The 22,152-nt window shown below is 66.9% G+C and carries 25 protein-coding genes; 19 read left to right on the top strand and 6 right to left on the bottom strand.

Going from position 1 to position 22,152, the window contains the following annotated elements; all coding sequences use genetic code 11:
- Nucleotides 1-2: 2 nt before the first annotated feature.
- Complete coding sequence (locus ACN2C7_RS13700; protein WP_419317522.1) at nucleotides 3-617, top strand: LysE family translocator; 615 nt, start codon at nucleotides 3-5, stop codon at nucleotides 615-617.
- Nucleotides 618-838: 221 nt separating this feature from the next.
- On the opposite strand, the gene ACN2C7_RS13695 is transcribed toward ACN2C7_RS13700, so the two are convergent.
- Nucleotides 839-1,717, bottom strand: a complete 879-nt coding sequence (locus ACN2C7_RS13695) for a hypothetical protein (RefSeq protein WP_419317521.1) — start codon at nucleotides 1,715-1,717, stop codon at nucleotides 839-841.
- Between the two features lie 54 nt (nucleotides 1,718-1,771).
- Nucleotides 1,772-2,560: an exodeoxyribonuclease III gene (xth, locus tag ACN2C7_RS13690; RefSeq protein ID WP_419317520.1), complete on the bottom strand. Its 789-nt coding sequence runs from the start codon at nucleotides 2,558-2,560 to the stop codon at nucleotides 1,772-1,774.
- A 35-nt stretch (nucleotides 2,561-2,595) separates the two neighbouring features.
- On the opposite strand from xth, the gene ACN2C7_RS13685 reads away from it, so the two are divergent.
- Nucleotides 2,596-2,934, top strand: coding sequence for a hypothetical protein (locus tag ACN2C7_RS13685; protein ID WP_419317519.1), 339 nt, complete (start codon nucleotides 2,596-2,598; stop codon nucleotides 2,932-2,934).
- A 3-nt stretch (nucleotides 2,935-2,937) separates the two neighbouring features.
- Here the strand turns inward: ACN2C7_RS13685 and erpA are convergent, their stop codons facing one another.
- Nucleotides 2,938-3,270: an iron-sulfur cluster insertion protein ErpA gene (gene erpA / locus ACN2C7_RS13680; protein WP_419317518.1), complete on the bottom strand. Its 333-nt coding sequence runs from the start codon at nucleotides 3,268-3,270 to the stop codon at nucleotides 2,938-2,940.
- 101 nt (nucleotides 3,271-3,371) lie between these two features.
- Between erpA and ACN2C7_RS13675 the strand changes: the two genes are divergently transcribed.
- From ACN2C7_RS13675 to tatC, 8 genes are all read left to right on the top strand, one after another.
- Entirely contained in the window at nucleotides 3,372-4,556 is a 1,185-nt protein-coding gene (locus tag ACN2C7_RS13675) for a deoxyguanosinetriphosphate triphosphohydrolase (RefSeq protein ID WP_419317517.1), read from the top strand.
- Between the two features lie 167 nt (nucleotides 4,557-4,723).
- Complete coding sequence (locus ACN2C7_RS13670) at nucleotides 4,724-5,491, top strand: SPOR domain-containing protein (protein ID WP_419317516.1); 768 nt, start codon at nucleotides 4,724-4,726, stop codon at nucleotides 5,489-5,491.
- 10 nt (nucleotides 5,492-5,501) lie between these two features.
- On the top strand, nucleotides 5,502-6,539 hold the full coding sequence (gene nagZ, locus ACN2C7_RS13665; protein WP_419317515.1) for a beta-N-acetylhexosaminidase: 1,038 nt from the start codon (nucleotides 5,502-5,504) through the stop codon (nucleotides 6,537-6,539).
- A complete protein-coding gene (locus ACN2C7_RS13660) occupies nucleotides 6,536-7,360 on the top strand; it encodes a segregation and condensation protein A (protein WP_419317514.1) in 825 nt (274 codons plus the stop codon). Before nagZ ends, ACN2C7_RS13660 begins: the two co-directional genes overlap by 4 nt.
- A gap of 151 nt (nucleotides 7,361-7,511) precedes the next feature.
- The gene (scpB, locus tag ACN2C7_RS13655; protein WP_419317513.1) at nucleotides 7,512-8,174 is read left to right on the top strand and encodes an SMC-Scp complex subunit ScpB; all 663 of its coding nucleotides are present in this window, start codon (nucleotides 7,512-7,514) and stop codon (nucleotides 8,172-8,174) included.
- A gap of 287 nt (nucleotides 8,175-8,461) precedes the next feature.
- Nucleotides 8,462-8,677, top strand: a complete 216-nt coding sequence (tatA, locus tag ACN2C7_RS13650) for a twin-arginine translocase TatA/TatE family subunit (protein WP_419254917.1) — start codon at nucleotides 8,462-8,464, stop codon at nucleotides 8,675-8,677.
- 90 nt (nucleotides 8,678-8,767) lie between these two features.
- Nucleotides 8,768-9,364: a Sec-independent protein translocase protein TatB gene (gene tatB / locus ACN2C7_RS13645; RefSeq protein ID WP_419317512.1), complete on the top strand. Its 597-nt coding sequence runs from the start codon at nucleotides 8,768-8,770 to the stop codon at nucleotides 9,362-9,364.
- A complete protein-coding gene (gene tatC, locus ACN2C7_RS13640) occupies nucleotides 9,361-10,260 on the top strand; it encodes a twin-arginine translocase subunit TatC (protein WP_419317511.1) in 900 nt (299 codons plus the stop codon). The genes tatB and tatC overlap by 4 nt, the downstream gene beginning before the upstream one ends.
- 134 nt (nucleotides 10,261-10,394) lie before the next feature.
- Here the strand turns inward: tatC and ACN2C7_RS13635 are convergent, their stop codons facing one another.
- Nucleotides 10,395-10,889, bottom strand: a complete 495-nt coding sequence (locus ACN2C7_RS13635) for a hypothetical protein (protein ID WP_419317510.1) — start codon at nucleotides 10,887-10,889, stop codon at nucleotides 10,395-10,397.
- A gap of 362 nt (nucleotides 10,890-11,251) precedes the next feature.
- On the opposite strand from ACN2C7_RS13635, the gene serS reads away from it, so the two are divergent.
- The 4 genes from serS (at nucleotide 11,252) to ACN2C7_RS13615 (ending at nucleotide 16,005) form a co-directional block, all read left to right on the top strand.
- Nucleotides 11,252-12,547 (top strand): serine--tRNA ligase, encoded by a 1,296-nt coding sequence (gene serS, locus ACN2C7_RS13630; protein ID WP_419317509.1) that lies wholly within the window; start codon nucleotides 11,252-11,254, stop codon nucleotides 12,545-12,547.
- A gap of 5 nt (nucleotides 12,548-12,552) precedes the next feature.
- A complete protein-coding gene (gene surE / locus ACN2C7_RS13625; protein ID WP_419317508.1) occupies nucleotides 12,553-13,347 on the top strand; it encodes a 5'/3'-nucleotidase SurE in 795 nt (264 codons plus the stop codon).
- On the top strand, nucleotides 13,344-14,000 hold the full coding sequence (locus ACN2C7_RS13620; protein ID WP_419317506.1) for a protein-L-isoaspartate(D-aspartate) O-methyltransferase: 657 nt from the start codon (nucleotides 13,344-13,346) through the stop codon (nucleotides 13,998-14,000). Before surE ends, ACN2C7_RS13620 begins: the two co-directional genes overlap by 4 nt.
- A 100-nt stretch (nucleotides 14,001-14,100) precedes the next feature.
- Complete coding sequence (locus tag ACN2C7_RS13615) at nucleotides 14,101-16,005, top strand: LysM peptidoglycan-binding domain-containing protein (protein WP_419317505.1); 1,905 nt, start codon at nucleotides 14,101-14,103, stop codon at nucleotides 16,003-16,005.
- 40 nt (nucleotides 16,006-16,045) lie between these two features.
- On the opposite strand, the gene ACN2C7_RS13610 is transcribed toward ACN2C7_RS13615, so the two are convergent.
- Both ACN2C7_RS13610 and ACN2C7_RS13605 read right to left on the bottom strand, forming a co-directional pair.
- Complete coding sequence (locus ACN2C7_RS13610) at nucleotides 16,046-16,288, bottom strand: hypothetical protein (RefSeq protein WP_419317504.1); 243 nt, start codon at nucleotides 16,286-16,288, stop codon at nucleotides 16,046-16,048.
- Between the two features lie 851 nt (nucleotides 16,289-17,139).
- Nucleotides 17,140-17,979, bottom strand: coding sequence for an ATP-binding protein (locus ACN2C7_RS13605; protein WP_419317503.1), 840 nt, complete (start codon nucleotides 17,977-17,979; stop codon nucleotides 17,140-17,142).
- Between the two features lie 116 nt (nucleotides 17,980-18,095).
- Here ACN2C7_RS13605 and yajC point away from each other — a divergent pair, with 116 nt between their 5' ends.
- The 5 genes from yajC to ACN2C7_RS13580 all read left to right on the top strand — a co-directional run bounded on the left by yajC (nucleotide 18,096) and on the right by ACN2C7_RS13580 (nucleotide 22,088).
- The gene (gene yajC, locus ACN2C7_RS13600; protein WP_419317502.1) at nucleotides 18,096-18,404 is read left to right on the top strand and encodes a preprotein translocase subunit YajC; all 309 of its coding nucleotides are present in this window, start codon (nucleotides 18,096-18,098) and stop codon (nucleotides 18,402-18,404) included.
- A gap of 56 nt (nucleotides 18,405-18,460) precedes the next feature.
- Nucleotides 18,461-20,062 (top strand): protein translocase subunit SecD, encoded by a 1,602-nt coding sequence (gene secD / locus ACN2C7_RS13595; protein ID WP_419317501.1) that lies wholly within the window; start codon nucleotides 18,461-18,463, stop codon nucleotides 20,060-20,062.
- Entirely contained in the window at nucleotides 20,063-21,028 is a 966-nt protein-coding gene (gene secF / locus ACN2C7_RS13590) for a protein translocase subunit SecF (protein WP_419317500.1), read from the top strand.
- Nucleotides 21,028-21,390 carry an Mth938-like domain-containing protein gene (locus ACN2C7_RS13585; protein WP_419317499.1) on the top strand — a complete coding sequence of 121 codons (363 nt, stop codon included), beginning with the start codon at nucleotides 21,028-21,030 and terminating at the stop codon, nucleotides 21,388-21,390. Before secF ends, ACN2C7_RS13585 begins: the two co-directional genes overlap by 1 nt.
- An 86-nt stretch (nucleotides 21,391-21,476) precedes the next feature.
- On the top strand, nucleotides 21,477-22,088 hold the full coding sequence (locus ACN2C7_RS13580) for a urate hydroxylase PuuD (RefSeq protein WP_419317498.1): 612 nt from the start codon (nucleotides 21,477-21,479) through the stop codon (nucleotides 22,086-22,088).
- Nucleotides 22,089-22,152: the final 64 nt, after the last annotated feature.

Genomic DNA, 22,152 nt, shown 5'->3' with positions numbered 1-22,152 from the left:
GGATGATCGCGCCCTTCCTGGTCGCGGTCATCCTGATCGAGCTGACGCCCGGGCCCAACATGGCCTATCTGGCGGCCCTGGCGGCGGCCCACGGCCGGCGCGCGGGCCTGATGGCCGTGGCGGGCGTCACCTGCGGCCTGTCGGTCTATATGCTGGCGGCGGTGTTTGGGCTGACCGAGGTCTTCCGGCTCTATCGCCCGCTCTATGAGCTGCTGCGCTGGTCGGGCGTGGCCTATCTGCTGTGGATGGCCTGGGACGCCTGGCGGTCGGCCAGCGATGGCGAGGTCGCCGACGCGCTGACCCCCTCCCGCTGGGTGCTGTTCCGGCGCGGCATGGTGGCCAATCTGCTCAATCCCAAGGCGGCGCTGTTCTACGTCACGCTGCTGCCCAGCTTCATCAAGAGCGATCATGCGCCGCCCACCACCCAGGCGCTGATCCTGGGCACGATCCACGTGGTCGTCAGCATCTGCATTCACGGGACGATCGTGCTGGGCGCCGACCGCGCAGCCAGCGTTCTGGACCGGGCGCGCAGCCAGGTCTGGATCTCGCGCGGACTGGGCGTGGCCCTGGCGGTAGTGGCGGTGTGGATGGCCTGGGAGACCCGGCGGCGCGGCTGAGGGCGGCTAGGTTATACCAAGCGCCGCTGAGCTCGACTCCTCGCGCTCTATATCCTCGTCACCCCGGGACTTGTTCCCGGGGCCCATTGTGCAGCCGCAGGTGCGGCGCAGAATAGAACTCTCACGAGGAAGCTGACCCATGGGCCCCGGGAACAAGTCCCGGGGTGACGGCATATTTTCAGATTTGGACTCTCTGAGGTCAGGATCAATGGCCGTTGGTATTAGTCGTCCAGATCGAACGGCAGGTCGTCCAGATCGAACGGCAGGTCGCCCTGATCGGCCTTGGGTTCGCGCTTGGCTTTCGAGACCGGCTTGTAGGTCGGCGTCAGGGGCGGGGAGGGGTCGATTTCCCACGGCGGCTCGTCCAGATCGAAGCTGGGCTCGTCGTCTTCGTCATCGAAATTGGCGGCGGCGGCGAGCACAGGCGGCGGCGGCGCGCGCTTGGGCGGCACGGGCTCGGGTTCGGGTCTTGGCTGCGGCCGCTGGGGCTGGGGCTGGGGCTGGGGCTGGGGCTGGGGCGGCTCGGGCGGAGCCGGCGCAACGGCCGCCGGGCGTGGCGCGGGTCTCGGAGCCTGCGGACGGCGCACGATGGCCTCGCAGCGGGCCAGCCAGCGATTGGCTTCCTGCATGGCGTCGGCGGGCGAGCGGCTTTGCCGGCGCTGCTCGTCGCCCGGCGTCCACAGGTCCAGGTCAAAATCGGGATGACGCGGATCGTCGAACACCAGGCGCAGGGTGACGGTATGCACCGATTGCGGCGCGACCTGATCGACCGCGCGGCGGTTCTCGCCCCGGAACACCCGGCCCACCACCTGGCCGTCGACCAGCAACTCGGCGCCCATCACCTCGTCGATGCGATAGATCAGGCACCAGGCGCCGCTGTCCCAGGCCACGGCGGCCAGGCCGGTCTTGAACGCAAAGCCTGCGCCGCGACCCCGGCCATGCGCCAGGATCACCACCTCGGGATCGCCCTTCAGCACATGGCGCAGGGCCCGGCGGATACGCCGGTCGTCGTCCATGAACCAGATGGCCGCGCTGCCCATGAACGTCACGGCCGAGCCGGCGATGGCGACAAACAGCAAAAGGCGGGCGAGTTCGCTCATGGGAGCCAAGGCTAACGGGAGTTCCGGATTCGCGACAGGGGGCAGAGGGGGCGGCTAGAGGTTCAGCTCGGCCACCACCGGAACGTGGTCCGACGGCTTTTCCTTGTCGCGCTCATCGCGATGGATGACCACATCCACCAGCCGGTCGCTGGCCTGGGGCGACAGCAGCAGGTGGTCGATGCGAATGCCCAGGTTTCGCGGCCAGGCGCCGGCCTGATAGTCCCAGAAGGTGTAGCCGCCCGGCGCGCCGTCAGCCTGCATATAGGCGTCGGTAAAGCCCAGGTTCTTCAGGGCCCGGAAGGCGGCCCGGCTTTCGGGCTGGAACAGGGCGTCGCCGGCCCAGGCGTCGGGATTGGCCACGTCCTCGACCTCGGGAATGACATTGTAGTCGCCCAGGATGACCAGGGGCTCCTCCAGCGCCAGCAGGGCCTTGGCGTGGCTGTGCAGGCGGCGCATCCAGGCCAGCTTGTAGTCGAACTTCTCGGTGCCGATCGGGTTGCCGTTGGGCAGATAGAGGCCGCAGACCCGCACCGGTGTGGGCGCGGCGATCACGGCCTCGATATAGCGGGCCTGCTCGTCGGTTTCGTCGTCGCTCAGGAAGGGCAGACCGCGCCGGACGTCCTCCAGCGGGAATTTGGACAGCAGGGCGACGCCATTATAGGTCTTCTGGCCGTGGACGGCGACGTTATAGCCAAGCCTTTCAAAGGCTTCGGTCGGAAATTTCTCGTCGATGCACTTGATTTCCTGCAGCACGGCGACGTCTGGGGCCTGCGCTTCGAACCAGGCCAGCACCCCTTCGAGGCGAGCATTCACAGAATTCACGTTCCAGGTGGCGATACGCATTGACGGCTCCGAGAGGCGCGGGGAGGCTAGGGCGCATGACGACCACGCTCAAGCCGGGCTTCAAGATTTCAGACAAGGGACAGCAGGCGCTGCTGATCCTGGTTTCGCTTGTCTGGGGTGTGGCGGCGGTGATCGGGGCCATACTGGCGGTGTTCTCGCCGCTTGTCTTCGATGGTCCGGGCAATCTGAGGAACCCGGTGGTGTGGCTGGGCTTCGTGCTGGGCGCCCTGTTCTGGGCGGTCTGCATGCTGGCGCCGCTGGTCGGCTGGATGCAGTGGCGCAAGGGCAAGCGCACCGAGGCCTGGGCGGCCATGGCCGCGCCGGCGGCCTGGGGGGCGCTGACCGTGACGGTTCTGCAGTTCGTTCCGACCTAGGCCCTAGATCGAGAAGCTGACGCCGCAGCCGCAGCTGGACTTGGCGTTGGGGTTGCGCACCTTGAACTCCGCGCCGGCCAGTTCGTCGACGAAATCGATCTCCGAACCCTTCAGCAGGGCCAGCGAGATGACGTCGACCAGGGCCGCGGCGCCGTCGCGCTCGATCTTCAGGTCGTCGGCCTCGATGGCCTCGACCAGGTCGAAACGATACTGGAAGCCCGAGCATCCGCCGCCGTCCACCGCGACGCGCAGCATGACGGGACGCCCCTCGGCCTGTCCGATGGCGTGAATGCGACGCGCGGCGTTGGGGGAAAGGGTTACGGTTGTGTCGGTCATGGCTGTGGAAAACTCATCCTTGACCTATATGAGGATATCAACGCCCCAACGGAAGGGGTGAAAATCCCGATGTGGTCCCCGATGCGGTCTAAGAGCGGTTCATGACATCTTCTCCCTACCTTGTCGCGCGCGCCCCCTATGCCGAGGATCCGGCCAAATCGCGCGGACGCCGGTTCAAGGAAGAGGAGAGCCGCACCCGCACGCCCTTCGCCCGCGACCGCGACCGGATCATCCACACCTCGGCCTTTCGCCGGCTGAAGGAAAAGACCCAGGTCTTCGTGGCGCACGAGGGCGACAATTTCCGCACCCGTCTGACCCATTCGCTGGAAGTCGCCCAGGTGGCGCGCTCGCTGGCCACGGCCCTGGGGCTGGACTCCGACCTGGCCGAGACCATCGCCCTGGGTCACGACATCGGCCACCCGCCATTCGGCCACGCCGGCGAGGACGAGCTGCAGGACAAGATGAAGCCGTATGGCGGCTTCGACCACAACGTCCAGACCTTCCGGGTGGTGACCGAGCTGGAGCACCGCTATCCCGACTTTCTGGGCCTGAACCTGACCTGGGAAACCCTGGAAGGCATCATCAAGCACAATGGCCCGGTGACCGAGAAGCTGGGCAAGCCATCCTGGAAGGCCATCTCCAAGTACGACAACGACTACAATCTGGGCCTGGGCACCTGGGCGTCGGCCGAGGCCCAGGTCGCGGCCCTGGCTGACGACATCGCCTACAACAACCACGACGTCGATGATGGCGTGGAAGCGGGCCTGTTTGGCCTGGACGAACTGCTGGACGTGCCGCTGATCGGACCGATCCTGTTTGCCGTAAAGAGCGAGCGCCCGGATCTGGACGCCCGCCTGACCCGCCTGGAGGCCGTGCGCCGCATGATCGGGGCCATGGTCGACGATGTTATGGGCGAGACCCTGCAGCGCGCCGCCGCCACCGGCGTCCAGTCGGCCGACGCGGTGAGGGCGCTGGACCACGCCCTGGTCGCCTTTTCGCCGGACATGGCCGAGGACTTGGCCCGTCTGCGCCAGTTCCTGCACGCCCGCATGTACCGGCACTGGCGCGTCAATCGCACCCGCAGCCAGGCGCGGCGCATTCTGGCCGAGATGTTCACCTTGTTTCTGGCCGAGCCGGACGTCCTGCCGTCGGTCTGGTTCGAGAAGTCGCAGAACCGCGATGAGGCCGGGCGCGCGCGGGTGGTCTGCGACTATATCGCAGGCATGACCGACCGCTTCGCCATCGAGGAACACAGGAAGCTGTTCCAGCTCGACGTCTGGAACTAGGCTCCGGGCGCAGACTGCTCCCAGCTTTTTGGGGAGCCAAGGGCGTTTCCTTGCCACTGTGATGGCGCAGGCGGTTATGGCTGGCCTGTCCCTTCGGTAAACTATGTTCGCGCACGTGTGATTCGGCGGTCCGACCCGCGTGCGTTGTAGTCTGGAGCCTAATCGCGATGTCCGATCCCCACCGCGGCGCCTATACGCCGCCGACCGATGCGCCGCTGTCGTTCGATGCGCGTCAGCCGGTGCGCGGTTCCCGCCCGCTGCCCATGACCCTGATCATCAGCGCCGTGGTGCTGATGACGCTGGTTGTGGCGGTGGTGATGATCTATCGCGGCGGCGTTCGCGGTCCCAATGAGCCGCCGCGCACGGTCGGCTCCCAGGTCGCCGAGATGAAGACCGCTCCGCCGGCCGGCAGCCAGCCGTCCGACCCGGCCTCGGGCCTGCAGATCTACAAGAACGAGGAAAGCCAGCCCTCGCCGACCTATGCCGCCCAGCCGGAGGCGCCGCTGCCGCGCCCGACCGCGCCGGTCGACGCCAAGCCGATCACGACCGTCGCCCCGCCTGTGGCCGCCAAGCCGGCCCCGGCCCCGACGATCGAGGCTCTGGCCACCGCCGCCATCGCGCCCCCGCCCAAGCCCGTCGCCGCCAAGCCGGCGGTGGTCGCCTCCGCCGCGCCCAAGCCGGTGGCCTCGGCCAGCGGTTCGGCCATGGTGCAGATCGGCGCCCTGTCTTCGCCCGCCCTGGCCGACAAGGCCTGGAACGACGCCGCCCGCCTGGCCCCCGGCCTGGCCGCCGGCAAGGGCAAGAAGGTCGAGGCGATCGACAAGAACGGCACCACGCTCTACCGCACCTCGGTAACGGGCTTTTCCAGCCGCGAGTCCGCCAAGGCGTTCTGCGAGGCGATCTCGGCCGCGGGCAAGTCCTGCTTCGTGAAGTAGGAACCAGCGCTTGAGCACCTCCGCCGCGATCCTCGGCTGCGCCGGGACCACCCTGTCGGCCGAAGAAGTCGCCTTCTTCCGGGATGTGAAGCCCTGGGGCTTCATCCTGTTCAAGCGCAACATCGCCGATCCCGAGCAGGTGCGGGCCCTGACCGCCGCCCTGCGCGATACGATCGGCCGGCCCGACGCGCCGATCCTGATCGACCAGGAGGGCGGCCGCGTCGCCCGCCTGCAGCCACCGCACTGGAAGACCTATCCGCCCGGCCGCGCCTATGGTGAGCTGATGGCTAACGATCCCCTGGTGGCTCGCGAGATCACCCGCCTGGGCGCGCGCCTGATCGCCCATGACCTGCGGGCCATCGGCATCAATGTCGACTGCGTGCCGGTGCTGGACGTGCCCGACCCGCTGGGCCACGAGATCATCGGCGACCGCGCCTATGGCGACACGCCCGAGCAGGTAGCCACGCTTGGGCGCGCCGCCGCCGAGGGCCTGCTGGCCGGCGGCGTGCTGCCGATCATCAAGCACATTCCCGGCCACGGCCGCGCCATGAGCGACAGCCATCTGGAGCTGCCGGTCGTTAAAGCCAAGCTGGCCGAGCTGGACGCCCGCGACTTCGCGCCCTTCCGCGTGCTGTCCGACATGCCGATGGCGATGACCGCGCACGTCGTCTACACGGCCATCGACCGCAAGCGCCCGGCCACGACCTCGAAGAAGGCCATCAAGAAGATCATCCGCGAATCCCTGGGCTTCGACGGCCTGCTGATGAGCGATGACCTGTCGATGAAGGCCCTGTCGGGCGACTTCCGGCAGCGCGCCAAGGACAGTCTGTCGGCCGGCTGCGATGTGGTCCTGCACTGCAATGGCGACATGGCCGAGATGAAGGCCGTGATGTCCGGCGTCGGCGGCCTATCCAAGGAAGCCCGCCGCCGCTCGCAGGCGGTGATGAGCCGGCTGGTCAAGGTGGTCGAGCCGCTGGATGTCGCCGAGGCCCGGGCCCGGTTTGACGCCGCCTTCAACAACACTTCCTATTCGGGCAGCTTTGCGTGACGACGGGCTTCCAGCCCACGCTCGACTTCGAGGCCGCCGACGCGGCGGCGGAAGACGGCGCGGCGCTGGTCATCGACATCGACGGCTATGAAGGTCCGCTGCACGTGCTGCTGGCCCTGGCGCGCCGCCAGAAGGTCGACCTGCTGCAACTGTCGATCACCAAGCTGGCCGAGCAATATCTGGCCTTCGTTCAGCAGGCCCGCCGGGTGCGGTTTTCTCTGGCCGCCGACTATCTGGTGATGGCCGCCTGGCTGGCCTATCTGAAATCCCGCCTTCTGCTGCCCAAGCCTGAACGCGCCAAGGGGGAGGAGCCTCCGGCCGAGGAAATGGCCGCGCAGCTGGCCTTCCGCCTGGCCAAGCTGGACGTCATGCGCCAGGCCGTCGAAGCCCTCAAGGCGCGCCCGCTGCTGAAGCGCGAGGTGTTCATGCGCGGCGATCCCGAAGCGGTGAAGATCGTCTCGTCGACCCGGCTGGAGGGTGATCTCTACAGCCTGATGAGCGCCTACATCACCCAGCGCAAACGCGAGCACAGCCGCCACTACGCGCCGCGTCCGCCCACCGCCTATCCGCTGGAAGACGCCCGCGACCGGCTGCGCACCCTGCTGCCGCGGATGGACGACTGGACCACCCTGACCACTGTGGCGCCCGTCGAGCGCGCTCTGGAAGAAGACGACGGCCCGTCGCCGGCCTCCTACATGGCCTCGACCCTGGCGGCCTCGCTGGAACTGGTGAAGGAAGGCGTGCTGGAGGCGCGGCAGATGGAGGCGTTCTCGGATCTCTATCTGCGGGCGCGGACGCAGCCGCTGGAGGAGGTGGAGTGATCACTTTTAAAACTCCGCTCTCCCCGGCGAAGGCCGGGGCCCAGATCGAACCCAGGGCATTTGTGTTCGTGGCAGGCGCTCAAGGCGGATCATCCCCAAACGCTCAGGCTGAATCTGGGCCCCGGCCTTCGCCGGGGAGAGCGGATATGGGTTGGCTATGATCGACCCCCTGTTCACCGAGCGCTGCATCGAGGCGCTGCTGTTCGCCGCCGCCGAGCCGCTGAGCGATGTCGACCTGGCCAAGCGCCTGCCGGAGGGCGCCGACATCCAGGCCGGGATCGCTGCTCTGCGCCTCCGCTACGAGGGCCAGGGGATCGAACTGGTCTGCGTGGCCAACCGCTGGCGCTTCCAGACCGCGACCGACCTGGCCTTCCTGATGACGGAAGAACGCGAGGAGCCGCGCCGGCTGTCGAAGGCCGCTCAGGAGACCCTGGCGATCATCGCCTATCACCAGCCCGTCACCCGGGCCGAGATCGAGGCCGTGCGCGGCGTCCAGGCCAGCCGGGGCACGATCGACGTGCTGCTGGAGCTTGGGCTGGTGCGGATGCGCGGCCGCCGCCGCTCGCCGGGCCGGCCGGTGACCTTCGGCACCACCGACGCCTTTCTCGAGCACTATGGCCTGGCCGCCCTGTCGGACCTGCCGGGCGTCACCGAGATGAAGGCCGCCGGCCTGCTGGAGATGAACCTGCCGCCGGGTTTCTCGGTCCCCGACCCGCTGGGCCTGCGTCCCGGCGAGGACGAGGATCCGCTGGAAGACGGCGACGAGGCGCCCGAGTTTGCTCAGGATTTCCTGGGGGAGATGGAGAAGGGGTGAAGGTAGGGGAGGGGCGCTTCCTCTCTTCGTCCCGTCATTCCCGCCCTCGTGGCGGGAACCCCTCGATGGACCGCAGGTGCGGATGTGTGGCGCACTGGCGCGCCAGTGCGCTTCACGTGTCAGCTGAACCAGGGGTTCCCGCCACAAGGGCGGGAATGACGGAGGTTATGAGTGGGGCAAGCCGGATAGGCTTGGCTCGCCGCCTCGCGAACGCCTATATTGCCTGAGAGATTGTAACGACACGCCGCAGCAGCTAATGGGCCGCTGTCGCAAGGAGCATGATTGCTATGGGTAGCATGAGCTGGATTCACTGGGTGATCGTGCTTGGGGTCATCGCCCTGCTGTTCGGCGGCCGAGGCAAGCTGTCGGGAATCATGGGCGACGCCGCCAAGGGCATTCGCGCGTTCAAGGACGGCCTGAAGGACGACTCCAGCAGCGAGAGCGCTGACAGCAAGGCCACGGGCGCCCTGCCGCGCACCGAAGCCGAAAAAGAAAAGTCGTAAGAACCCTCGGGCGCGCGGGCGAACCCGTTGCGCGCGTCCCTTCCACTTCGCGACGGCGGGCCCAGGTCCGCGTCGTTCTAAGGCGCGTCCATGCTTCCTGATATCGGCGGCACAGAACTTCTGGTCATCGCCGCGGTCGCTCTGATCGTGGTCGGGCCGAAGGATCTCCCCATGCTGCTGCGCAAGCTTGGCCAGTTCATCGGCAAGATGCGCGGCATGGCGTCTGAATTCCGCGCCAGCTTCGACGAAATGGCCCGCCAGTCCGAGCTCGACGACCTGCGCAAGGAAGTCGAGGCCATGCGGTCGGGCCAGTACGCCTCGCCGCTGCGCGACGCCGCCGATCAGGCCAAGGATGTCGGGGTGGATCAGGTGTTCGCCGACATCGACGCCAGTCTGAGCAGCGGAACGGTGCAGGCTCACCCCTATGCGGGCTACCAGCCCCATGGCGCAGCGGTCGAGCCATCGATCCTGCCGCCGGAGACCGAGATCAAGCCCGTCGTCGCCAAGCCCCGCAAGCCGCGCGTCGCCAAGGCGCCGGCCGTGATTGAACCCGCTGTCTCCAAGGCCCCCGCCCGCAAGCGCGCGGCCAAGGCCGAGATCGCCGTCGAAGCGCCCAAGGCCGCCCGCGCCCCGCGCACCAAGGCCGCCAAGGCCGGCGGCTCGACCGCCTCGGATATCGTCTCGTGACGGACTCCATCGGACACGAACCCGAGGACGAGATCGAAGCCTCGCGCGCCCCGCTGCTGGATCATCTGGTCGAGCTGCGCATGCGGCTGATCATCTGCGTGGTGGCGCTGTTTGTCGGGTTCGGCGTGTGCTTCGCCTTCGCCGACAAGATCTTCCTGTTCCTGGTCAATCCGTTCACCGTCGCCCAGCAGCTGCTCAGCGTGCAGCACGCCGGCGGCAGCCATGGTCCGTTCGATCTGCTGCTGGCCCTGGTAGGCCTCAAGGACATTCCGACGGGTGAAACCAAGGCCCTGGGCCTGGTCTATACGGCGGCGCTGGAGTTCTTCTTCACCAAGCTGAAGCTGGCCGGTTTCGGCGCCGTGGTCCTGACCTTCCCGGTCCTGGCCTGGCAGCTCTATCGCTTCGTCGCGCCGGGCCTCTACAAGAACGAGCGCGGCGCCTTCCTGCCGTTCCTGCTGGCCTCGCCGGTGATGTTCTTCCTGGGCGCGGCGCTGGTCTATTATGTGATGCTGCCGTTCGTGCTGTGGTTCTCGCTGAGCCAGCAGGTCTCGACGGTGGGCATCACCATCCAGCTTCTGCCCAAGGTCAGCGACTATCTGACCCTGGTGACCTCGCTGCTGCTGGCCTTCGGGCTTTGCTTCCAGCTGCCGGTGGTGGTGTCGCTGCTGGGCCTGGCCGGCATCCTGTCCAGCAAGCTGCTGCGCGAGGGCCGCCGCTACGCCATTGTCGGGGTGTTCATCGCCGCCGCCATCCTGACCCCGCCCGATCCGATCAGTCAGCTGACCTTGGCCATCCCGATGTGCCTGCTCTACGAAATCAGCATCTGGTGCGTGTGGCTGATCGAACGCGGCAAGGCCAAGGACGACAACAAGCGCAACGAGATCGTGGCGGCCTAACGCTCTCTGCCCACAGCCGCCCTTCGGGCCGCCGGGGAGGGCGGAGTCGGGGGAACAAAAAAGCCTCCGCCCCGGAAGGGAGCGGAGGCTTCTTGTCTTTCAGCGACCCTGTGAGGGCCGCGCGTTCCTAAGGCTTACAGCGAAGCCTGTTGCTTGGGCTGGGCGTTCATGGCCTGCAGTTGAGCCTTGGCGGCGCGGACGGAGCCGCCGACGCAGGCCTGGTATTCGTTGCGGTTGGCAAAGTCGGTCGAGGCCTTGCACACGGCTTCGGCGGCGGCCTTGATCTCGGCGTGGATCTGGTCGGTCGACTTGCCCTTCAGCGACACGCGCACGATGGTCACGGCTTCCTGACGGGTGGCGGCCTTCGAGGCGCCCGGACGAGCCTTCACAATCGCGGCCAGCTGACGGTTGGCGTCAAAGGTCGCGCTTTCGAGGCAGCTGGCGAGCGCATTGGCCTTCTCGTTGGCGCAGACGGCCTGGGCGGCGGTCTTGATCTCATCATTGATCTGGACGCTGGTCTTGCCGGCGAGCGAGACGCGAACCAGGTTGGCGGCGCTGGCGGGGGCGGCGAATGCGACCGAGACGGTGACGATGGCGGCGAGAGCGGCAAATTTCTTCAAGGTGTACATCCTGTATATTGAGGGAAGGAAACGCGGTTCTGCGTACTTGGCGCTCTGTTTTTCATTTTCGCCCTAATTTCGAGTTCAAAAACAACGTTAACGGACGTTATCGAGTTTTCACATTCAAGGTTTGTCTTCGAAATAAACCCCATTCCTGCTTATGTTTTGGGATTTGATTCAATCTATGCTTCAGAGCGGGCTATCTGTGGGTGTGGAAAACTGGGTGCGACGCGTTGTCGCAGGTTTTGGTCTCACGACAACACGGCGCCTCCCCGCGAATCCCTGACCCATGCAGCCCTGAAAAGGTTGGCGCCTCAGCCGACGCGCCTTAGAGAGGGCGTTTCCCTAAGCCAGTCTTCGAGCCCGTTCCGATGCACGACATCAAGGCCATCCGCGACAATCCCGAAGCCTTTGAAGCCGCCTGGTCGGCCAAGGGGCGCTCGGGCGCGGCCGCCGAGGCCGTGAAGCTGGACGCCCAGCTGCGCGCGGCCCAGACGGCGCTGCAGGAGAGCCAGGCCAGGCGCAACGAAGCCTCCAAGCGCATCGGCATGGCCAAGGCCAAGAAGGACGAGGTCGAAGCCCAGGCCCTGATGGCCGAGGTCGAGACCCTCAAGGCCCTGATGGCCGACGCGGCCGTACTGGAAGCTGAGGCCGGCGCCGGGCTGAAGGACCTGCTGGCGTCGCTGCCCAACATTCCGGCCCCCGACGTGCCGCCCGGCGAGGATGAAGCGGGCAATGTCGAGGTCCGCCGCTGGGGCGACGCCTCCCAGCTGCCCGCCGGCCGCCTGAACGCGCCCAAGGATCACGTCGACCTGGGCGCGGCCCTGGGCGGCATGGACTTCGAAGCCGCCGCCCGCATGAGCGGCGCGCGCTTTGTGGTGCTGAAGGGCCAGATCGCCCGGCTGGAACGGGCCCTGGGCCAGTTCATGCTGGACCTGCAGACCGTGCAGCACGACTACACCGAAGTGTCGCCGCCGCTGCTGGTCAAGGACGAGGCCCTCTATGGCACCGGTCAGCTGCCGAAGTTCGCCGAAGACCTCTTCCGCACCACGGCCGACCACTGGCTGATCCCCACCGCCGAAGTCTCCCTGACCAACATCGTTCGCGAACAGATCGCCGACGAGGCGCAGCTGCCGCTGCGGATGACGGCCCTGACGCCCAGCTTCCGCTCCGAGGCCGGCGCCTCGGGTCGCGACACCCGCGGCATGATCCGCCAGCATCAGTTCTACAAGGTCGAGCTGGTCTCGATCACCACGCCCGACCAGAGCGAGGCCGAGCACGAGCGGATGGTCGGTTGCGCCGAGGCGGTGCTGAAGGCGCTGAACCTGCCGTTCCGCACCATGCTGCTGTGCAATGGCGACATGGGTTTCGGCGCGCGCAAGACCTATGACCTCGAGGTCTGGCTGCCCTCGCAGAACACCTTCCGCGAGATCAGCTCGTGCTCCAACTGCGGTGACTTCCAGGCCCGGCGCATGGACGCCCGGTTCCGCAGGGCCGGCGAGAAGGGCACCCAGTACGTCCACACCCTGAACGGTTCGGGCCTGGCGGTCGGCCGCACCCTGGTGGCCGTGCTGGAGAACTATCAGGACGAGACCGGCGGCATCACCATCCCCGAGGTGCTGGTTCCCTATATGGGCGGCGTCACCTACATCGGCGGGCAGGCCTGAGCCGCATGCGCATCCTCCTCACCAACGACGACGGCATCCACGCCCCGGGCCTGGTCGCGCTTGAGAAGATCGCCCGCGCCCTGACCGACGACGTGTGGATCTGCGCGCCGGAATACGAGCAGTCGGGCGCCAGCCGGGCCCTGACCCTGGCCGACCCGCTGCGGGTGCGCCGCCTGGACGATCGCCGCTTCGCCGTCGAGGGCACGCCCACCGACTGCGTGATGATGGCCGTGCAGCAGCTGATCGACGGCCCCGCGCCGGATCTGGTGCTGTCGGGCGTCAATCGCGGCCAGAACATCGCCGAGGATGTCACCCTGTCGGGCACCGTGGCCGGCGCGATCGAGGGCATGGCCCTGGGTATCCGCTCGATCGCCCTGTCCCAGGCCATGAACTATTTCCACGACGAGGTGGTCGCCCACTGGGAGACCGCCGAGACCTATGGTCCGGGCATCATCCAGCGGCTGCTGGAGATGGGCTGGCCCAGCGACGTGATCATGAACGTCAACTTCCCGGCCCTGCCGCCGGAGCAGGTGACGGCCGTGGAGGTCACGCGCCAGGGCTTCCGCGACGGCCATCTGCGCCATTGGGACAAGCGCACTGACCTGCGCGGCCGCGACTATTACTGGATGGGCTTCACCGCCACGGCCTCGCAGCCCCGCGACGGCACCGACCTGAAGGCCGTCTATGAGGGCAAGATCTCGGTGACGCCGCTGCACATCGACCTGACGCACAACGAGACCGTCCACGCCCTGAAGGGCCTGCTGGGCGGCGCGCCCCCCAAGCTGCGGGTGGACGCATGAGCAAGGCCAAGGCCGCCGCGACCACGGATCTGCCGCGTCTGATGCAGGCCCTGCGCGACCAGGGGATCACCGATCCCCAGGTGCTGGCGGCCATCGAGAAGACGCCGCGCGACCTGTTCACGCCGGATCTGTTCAAGGACCGCTCGTGGGAGGATTCGGCCCTGCCGATCGCCTGCGGCCAGACCATCAGCCAGCCCTATATCGTCGGCCTGATGACCCAGGCCCTGACCATCGAGCCGCGCTCGCGCGTGCTGGAGATCGGCACCGGGTCGGGCTACCAGACCACCATCCTCAGCCACGTGTCGCGTCTGGTCTATACGATCGAGCGCTATCGGACCCTGATGAAGGAGGCCGAGGCGCGCTTTCACAAGCTTGGCCTGACCAACGTCATCACCAAGTTCGGCGATGGCGGCGAAGGTTGGGCCGAACAGGCGCCGTTTGACCGCATTATGGTCACGGCTGCGGCTGAAGATGATCCGAAACGACTGCTGTCCCAGCTCAAGCCCAACGGCGTCCTCGTGGCGCCGATCGGGAAGGGGCCGGTGCAGAGCCTTCGCCGCTATGCGGGCGACGGCAAGGGCGGCTTCAAGGTCGAGGCGCTGTGCGATGTGCGGTTTGTGCCGCTGCTCGACGGTGTGGCCCGCGACCAGTGAAGCGGGAAATCGGGGCGAGGCTTGCGCAGCGCCCTTGCGGTTAACGATTGATTTACCCTCGCGGGGCCGTCTGGGCGACTTGCGAGGACAAGGAGAGGCTATGAGGCAGTTGTGGACGCGCGCGGCGGTGATCGCCCTGACGGCTGGAACGCTCGCGGCCTGCGAAACGGCCGGGGGACCACAGTACCCTTCCCGGGATGGTCAGCCCGGCGGGCCCGCGCCCCGGGGCCAGACGCCCAATTTCCCCATCACCCAGGCCCCGCCTGGGGAAACGCTCAACACCACGCCGACGCCGTCCGAGGTGATCCGCCGCGAGCCGATCCCGGTCGAGGCCGCCCCGGCGCCGCCGATCTATACCGATCCGCCGGTGACGCGCACCGAACTTGCGCCGCCGCCGCCGCCGCCTCCGCCGCCGCCGGCCCAGATCCGTCCGGCCGCGCCGATCATCGTCACCACCGTGGCCGGTCCCGTGGTCGATGTGCCCGGCAAGCCCCAGTCGCGCGTCGTCGAGTCGGGCGACGCCCTGGACGCCATCGCGCGCGGCTTTGGCGCGACGCGCGCCGACCTGGTCAAGCTCAACGATCTTGAGCCGCCCTACCGCCTGAAGCTGGGCCAGAAGATCGTCGGCCCCGCCGGGCCCAAGTCCAAGGCCTATGTCGTCCAGTCGGGCGACACGATGTTCGCCATCGCCAAGCGCTTTTCCGTCACCGCCGCCGCCCTGGCCGAGGAGAATGACCTCAAGAGCGGCGCAGCGATCAAGAAGGGGCAGAAACTGCTTCTGCCGGACGGCTTCAAGGACAAGGGTCCGACCAAGACGGCCATGGCCGCGCCGCCGTCCAGCGTCCCGACCACGATGCTTGCCGGTTCAGCGCCGGCCCCGCGCCCCGTCGAAACGCCGCGCGCCTCGACCCCGACCGCAACGCCGACCCCCACTGCAACGCCGACCATGAGCCAGCCGGCCTCCACGCCGGCGGCCAGCGCCGCCACCGGTCTGGGCAGCGTCACCACCACCACGACCAGCGTCACCGGTTCGGTGGTCAGCGTGGCGGGGCCGCGTCAGGTCTATACGGTCAAGTCGGGCGACACCCTGACCGCGATCGCCCGGCGCTTTGACATGAGCGTCAAGGACCTGGCCGACGCCAATGATATCGACCCCGACAAGGCGCTGAGGCTGGGCGCGAAGATCAAGGGCCCGGCCACGACGGCCAAGGCCTATGCCGCCCAGTCCGGGGACACCCTGACGGCCATCGCCAAGCGCTTCAATGTCACCCTCAAGGCCCTGGCCGCCGAGAACGACCTGAAGACCACGGCGGCCGTCAAGAAGGGCCAGAAGATCCTTCTGCCCGACGGCTACAAGGACAAGGGGCCGATCAAGACCACGACCACTCGCCCGGCCACGCCGTCGACGACGGTGGCCCAGGCTCCGGCCGCGACCGAAACGCCCGTGACCACGCCGTCGGCGCCGATCCCGTATCGGCCGGGCCCCTCGACCCCGCGTCCCAGCGGTCCGGTCGCGGCCCTGCCGGTCAATCCGCCGCCGTCGGCCCCGATCCGTCAGATCATCGAGAGCAGCGCCGCCCCGACCGAGGCCGAGATCATCGCCTCGGGCAAGGGCCGCTTCTCGTGGCCGCTGCGGGGCGAGATCATCTCCGACTTCGGGGTCAAGGGCACGGGCCAGCGCAATGACGGCCTGAACATCCGCGCCAATGCCGGCGCGCCGGTGGTGTCCGCCGCCGACGGCGAGATCGCCTATGCCGGCAACCAGGTCCCGACCTTCGGCAACCTGGTTCTGGTCAAGCACGCCGACGGCTGGGTCACGGCCTATGCCCACCTGGGCACGACCGATGTGAAGATGCGCCAGCAGGTCAGCAAGGGCCAGCAGCTGGGCACCGTCGGTTCGACCGGCGGGGTCAACGAGCCGCAGCTGCACTTCGAGATGCGCTATGCGCCGACGGTGAAGGACAAGGCCCGGCCGGTGGATCCGGGTCTGCTCCTGCCGCGCTAGGATAAGGAACGGCCCGCTTCGAAAGAGGCGGGCCGTTTGGCTATTTGCCCCAGCGCCAGGCCCACGGCTTGTCGCTCTTGCGCCCGACCAGCACGATGAAGCCGACGATCAGGCCAATGCGCAGGGCGACGCCCAGCCAGCGGTGAGGCAGGGTGAGGGGTACTGGCAGGGTGGTCAGGCCGATCATCACGCCGATGAAGGCGGCTAACACCACCCAGCCTTCCCAACTGCAGGGGCTCGCGCCGTAGCCGTATTGCTTGGTCCGAAACCACGGCTTGGCCATGGGGACTCTCCGGGTTGATTTCCTGCCGAAATCTATACCTGACGGCGAGCGGTGTCACGCGACCACGGGCATTGCGATCGCGCCGTCCCCCGATCGGCGCGGGGATTAGAAACCCTCTCCCAGAGGGAGAGGGAGGGGCCCGCCGCGTAGCGGTGGGAGGGTGAGGGGTTTGCGAAGCCCTTCCGGACAGGGCAGGATCCCAGGTGCGACAATGGTTTAGGGTGTAACCCCTCACCCTCCCACGCAAGCGTGGGCCCCTCCCTCTCCCTCTGGGAGAGGGTCGAAGCAACGGGGATCGACACGGGCGTGCAGCAAACTTATCCGACGCGCTGAAACCTCCCGTATTCTTGTCCCACCTCGTCGCGAGGAAAGGGCGCAAGGCCAGCGACCATTGCGGCGGCGGGGGGTGATCGAGCGGGGCTGGGCTTCAGGGGGATACTGAAGCGCGTCCGGGGATCCTGGCGTTGCAGGACCCGCCCGCCGTCGGCGTGGACGGGGATCAAGGCGAGTGTTGGTCAGGATTGGCCCCACGCCCCCCGACCTTCGGGACTTCGGGAAACCGAGGCTTCCGGGTTCCGGTAAGGCCCCAACTGGGCCACCCGCTGGGACGCTGACGGATAACGACCACGCGGAGCGGACGGCTTCGTCGAAACGGTACTTACAAACTCACATCCGGACGTGGTCCGGACGCTCCGCGACCCTTTCCATCACCCTCGCAGCCAAAGCGCGAGGTCGAGAACTTGCGTTCGCTAGAGCGAAACGCGCGATACAAGAATCGCGCACTTCGCTCTAGTTTTTTGTTTTCGCATCGTTTTTGCGGAAAACCGGCATCCACTTTTCCGCACGATGCTCTAAGCCGGCAGGCTCTTGCCCAGCTCCCCCGCCAGATCGCGGATGAACTGCCAGGCAACCCGGCCCGACCGCGCGCCGCGCAGCTGCGACCATTGCAGGGCGCGGCGGTCCAGGTTCTCGACCACCAGGTCGAAGCGCTCGGCATAGGTGCGGATCGCCTCCAGATAGGTCGGCTGATCCATCGGCGGGAAACCGATCCACAGGCCAAAGCGGTCGGAGACGCTCATCTCCTCTTCGGCGTCCTCGGCGGCGGCGATGGCCCCCTGGCTCTCGACGTGGTCGCGCGGCATCAGGTGGCGGCGGTTGGAGGTGGCGACGAACAGCACGTTCTCGGGCGGGCCGGCCACGCCGCCCTCCAGCGCCGACTTCAGGGCCTTGGCGGCCGCCGCGCCGTCCTCGAACGACAGGTCGTCGCACAGCACCACGAAGCGCTCGGCGCGGCCGCGCAGCAGGTCAAACAGCGGGGGCAGGGCGGCGATCTCGTCGCGATCCACCTCGACCAGCTTCAGGGCGGGATGTTCGGCGCTGACGGCCATGAAGGCGGCCTTGGTCATCGAGCTCTTGCCGGTGCCGCGCACGCCCCACAGCAAGATATGGTTGCAAGGCAGGCCGACGGCGAAGCGCTTCAGGTTCTCGACGAAGCGATCCTTCTGCCGCTCGACGCCGACCAGTAGGTCCAGCGCCATCGGATAGTCAGGCGCGGCGATGAAGGCCTGGCCTGAGGAATCATGTCGAAAAAGCCGCGCCCCGCTGAAATCCGGTGCGGCCGGCGCAGCCGGCGCCAGGCGCTCCAGGGCATCGGCGATACGGGCGAGCAGGGCGTTTTGGGCGTCGATCATGGCCCGGTCCTAACCTTGCCGCGCCGTCATTGCAAAAGAGGAGGTGAACGCATAGCTTCCGCCGACTTGGCGAGACCCCATATGGGGGTTTCGACTGCAGAAATTTTGGAGACGTTATGCCCGGTGGCCTGAGCGCGCAGCTTATGCAAATCGCCCCCATCCTCCTGATGGTGGTGCTGTTCTACTTCATGCTGATCCGTCCGCAGCAGAAGCGGGCCAAAGAACATCAGATCATGCTGACCAACCTGAAGCGTGGCGACAATGTCGTGCTGTCCAGCGGCATGCTGGGCAAGGTCGTGCGCGTTGAAGACAAGGAAGTCGGCCTCGAGATCGCCCAGGGCGTCACCGTCAAGGTCGTCAAGGGCATGATCACCGAAGTCCGCACCAAGGGCGAACCGGCTCCGGCCAACGATCCCAAGAGCTGATTGCTCAAAACGCCCCGACCAAGGCGCCGCAAGGCGTCGTCCAGAGCTTGTAATCCATGCTGACACTGTCCCGCTGGAAGATCATCGTCGTCACTCTGGCGCTGATTTTCGGCTTTGCCTTCACACTGCCGAATCTTCTGCCGCAAAGAACGCTCGACGCTCTGCCCGGTTGGGTTCCCAAACAGAAGCTCAACCTGGGCCTCGACCTGCAGGGCGGATCCTATCTGCTCATGGAAGTCGATACGGCCGCGCTGCGCCGCGAACGTCTGACGAATCTCGTCGAAGACGTTCGCACCAGCCTGCGGGGCGAGCAGATCGCGTTTGGTGACCTGCGCGAAGGCAATGGCGTGATCAGTGTCCGCATCGCCGAGGCCGGCAAGGTCAACGACGCCGCCAACCTGCTTCGGCAGTCGGTCGGCGCGCCGTTGACCGGCTCGGTCGGCGGCCGTGACGTCTCTGTCGCCACGCGGGACGATCAGCGGCTGGAAATCAGCTTTGTCGCCGAGGCCGCCAAGGCCGATGCGGCGATGGCGGTCGAGCAGTCGATCGAAACCATCCGTCGCCGCATCGACAGCCTGGGGACCAAGGAACCGACGATCACCCGTCAGGGTTTGGACCGGATCGTCATCCAGGCCGCCGGTGAAAGCGATCCTGAAAAGCTGAAGTCAGTGATCGGCAAGACCGCCAAACTGACCTTCCAGATGGTCGATGAAGGCGTCACCCAGGAAGACCTCGCGGCGGGCCGTATTCCGCCGGGCTCCGAGATGCTGCCCAGTGAGGATGGCTATGTGCCCGCCTATGCGGTGCGCAAGCGGGCCGTGGTTTCGGGCGATGAGCTGACCGACTCGCGCCAGACCTTCGATTCCCAGAGCGGCAACCCCGTCGTGTCGTTCAATTTCAACGGCCAGGGCGCTCGCAAGTTCGGCGACGCCACGGCGCGCAATGTCGGCAAGAAGTTCGCCATCGTCCTGGATGGCAAGATCATCTCGGCGCCGGTCATCAATGGCGCGATCACGGGCGGTTCGGGCATCATCACCGGCAATTTCACGCCGGAAAGCGCCTCGGAACTGGCCTTGCTGTTGCGGTCCGGGGCATTGCCCGCGCCGTTGACGGTCGAGGAACAACGCACGGTCGGCGCCGAACTGGGGGCTGACGCCGTCAAGGCGGGCGCGATCTCCACCCTGGTGGCCTTCGTGACCATCGTGGCCTTCATGCTGCTGTCGTATGGGCTGCTGTTTGGCGGCATCTCGGTGATCGCCCTGCTGATCAACGGCATGATGATCGTCGCGGCCATGTCGATCACCCAGGCCACCCTGACCTTGCCCGGTATCGCCGGCCTGATCCTGACCCTGGCCGTGGCCGTCGACGCCAATGTGCTGATCTATGAGCGCATGCGCGACGAGGCCCGGGCCGGGAAATCGCCGATCATGGCGGCCGACGCGGGTTTCTCGCGCGCCATGACCACGATCATCGACGCCAATGTCACCACCCTGGTGGCGGCGGGCATCATGTTTGCCTTCGGCGCAGGCCCGGTTCGCGGCTTTGCCTGGACCCTGTCGATCGGCGTGTTCACCTCGGTGTTCACCGCCGTGCTGGTCAGCCAGCTTCTCATCGGCTGGTGGTTCCGCGCTGCCCGCCCCAAGCAACTTCCGATCTGAGTGAGCGCACCCATGGCCTGGCCCCTGATCAAGCTGCTCCCGCAGAAAACCAACCTCACCTTCGTCAAGTTTGCGCGCCTGATGGCGCTGATCAGCGCGACCCTCGTGGTCGCGTCGATGGTCGGCGTCTTCATGCCGGGCCTGAACATGGGCATCGACTTCAAGGGCGGTTCCGTCATGGAAGTTTCGACCGCCCCGCGCGCCGTCGATCTGGCCAAGGTGCGAACCACGCTTGAGGCCCAGGGTCTGGGCGATGTGCAAGTGCAGGAGTTCGGCGCCGCCGACCGTGCTCTGGTGCGGTTTCAGACCCCGGCCGGCGGCGACGCCGGCGTCACCCTGACCAACGTCAAGACCGCCCTGAAGCAGTCGCTGGGCGAGCCCGTCCAGTTCATCAACCCCTCGGCGGTGGGCCCCAAGGTGTCGGGTGAGCTGTTCCGCAGCGGCATCATCGCCCTGGTGCTCGCTGTCGGCCTGATGTTTCTCTACATCTGGTTCCGCTTTGAGCCCCAGTTCGGCCTCGGCGCCGTCGCGGGCCTGCTGCATGACCTGATCCTGACCTTCGGCTTTATCGTGCTGTTCAAGATCGAGTTCAGCCTCAACACCGTCGCGGCCCTACTGACCGTGATCGGCTATTCGATGAACGACACCGTCGTCGTGTTCGACCGCCTTCGCGAGAACCTGCGCAAGTACAAGAAGATGCCCCTGGCCGAAGTGATCGACCTGTCGATCAACGAAACCCTGTCGCGCACCATCATCACCGGCGTTACGGCGGTCATGGCGCTGGCGGGCCTGGCCATTTTTGGCGGCGAGGCGCTGTTTGGCTTCTCGGTGGTGATGATCTTCGGGATCATCGTGGGCACCTACTCGTCGATCTATGTCGGCGCGCCGATCATCCTGCTGTGGGGCGTCAAGCGGGGCGACGACGACGCCACCCCGATCACCTTCGGCGCGGCCTCGCGTCCGTAATGGCCGAGCTTCGCCGTCCGCCCTCGATCGACGCCTGGGGCGGCGGCGGCTTTCGGGTCTCCGGCGACTGGCGGCCGGGGTCGCTGCTGATCATCAATGATCAGCCGCGCACATGGTCGGCGACCGCCCTGGCGGCGCTGACGGCTGACGACTTCGCCGAGGTCTTCGCGGCCGGCGGCGCGGTCGAGTTCGTGCTGCTGGGCGGCGGGCTGCTCAACGCCTTGCCGCCGCGCGATCTCCGCGACGCCCTGAAGGCGGCGGGCATCGGCCTTGAGTTCATGAGCACCGAAGCTGCGGCCCGCACCTACAACGTGCTGGCCAGCGAGGGCCGGCGGCTGGCGGCGGCCCTGATCGCGGTCTAGCCGGCAGCGTTTTCAAGGCTTTGCCCGACTCTGAGAAGCGGCTTATAGCTGACCGTCAAGATTTAGGGCTCTTAGGGGGAACTTGGATGTCCGGACTGCTCGCGAACTTCCGCAACACCATCATCGTCAGCGTGATCCTGTCGCTGGTGATGATCGTCGGCTACTTCATGCACGCCGGCGGCGGGCTGGTGTTCCTTGAGGCGGTGTTCCGCTTCGTGCACGTGTTCTTCGGCATCCTGTGGATCGGGCTGCTGTACTATTTCAACTTCGTGCAGATCCGCATGATGCCGCAGATCCCGGCCGAGCTGAAGCCGGCCGTTTCCAAGTACATCGCGCCCGAGGCGCTGTTCTGGTTCCGCTGGGCGGCCCTGGCCACCTTGGTGATGGGCGTGCTCCTGGCGCTGAGCCGCAACTATCTGCTCGAGGCCGCGACCCTGGGTCTGGCCGGCGGCTACTCGCCCGACGTCGACGCCCGCTACACCTTCATCGGCGTGGGCATGTGGCTGGCGACGATCATGTTCATCAACGTCTGGGGCGTGATCTGGCCCAACCAGAAGATCGCTTTGGGCATCGTCGAAGCCGATGCGGACGCCAAGGCCAAGGCCGCCAAGATGGCCATGCTGTTTTCGCGCACCAACACCCTGCTCAGCATCCCGATGCTGGCCACCATGACGATGAACCAGACGCTGTTCGGCTAAACCCCGAGCAAAATCGTGTAAGGGGAGGGCCCGCCGGGGAATCGGCGGGCCCTTTCTCGTTTGA

The organism is Caulobacter sp. ErkDOM-E (assembly GCF_048541895.1).
Lineage (GTDB): Bacteria > Pseudomonadota > Alphaproteobacteria > Caulobacterales > Caulobacteraceae > Caulobacter.
Note: the sequence above shows the minus strand (reverse complement) of the source record. Positions and strands in the feature narration are given on the sequence as shown.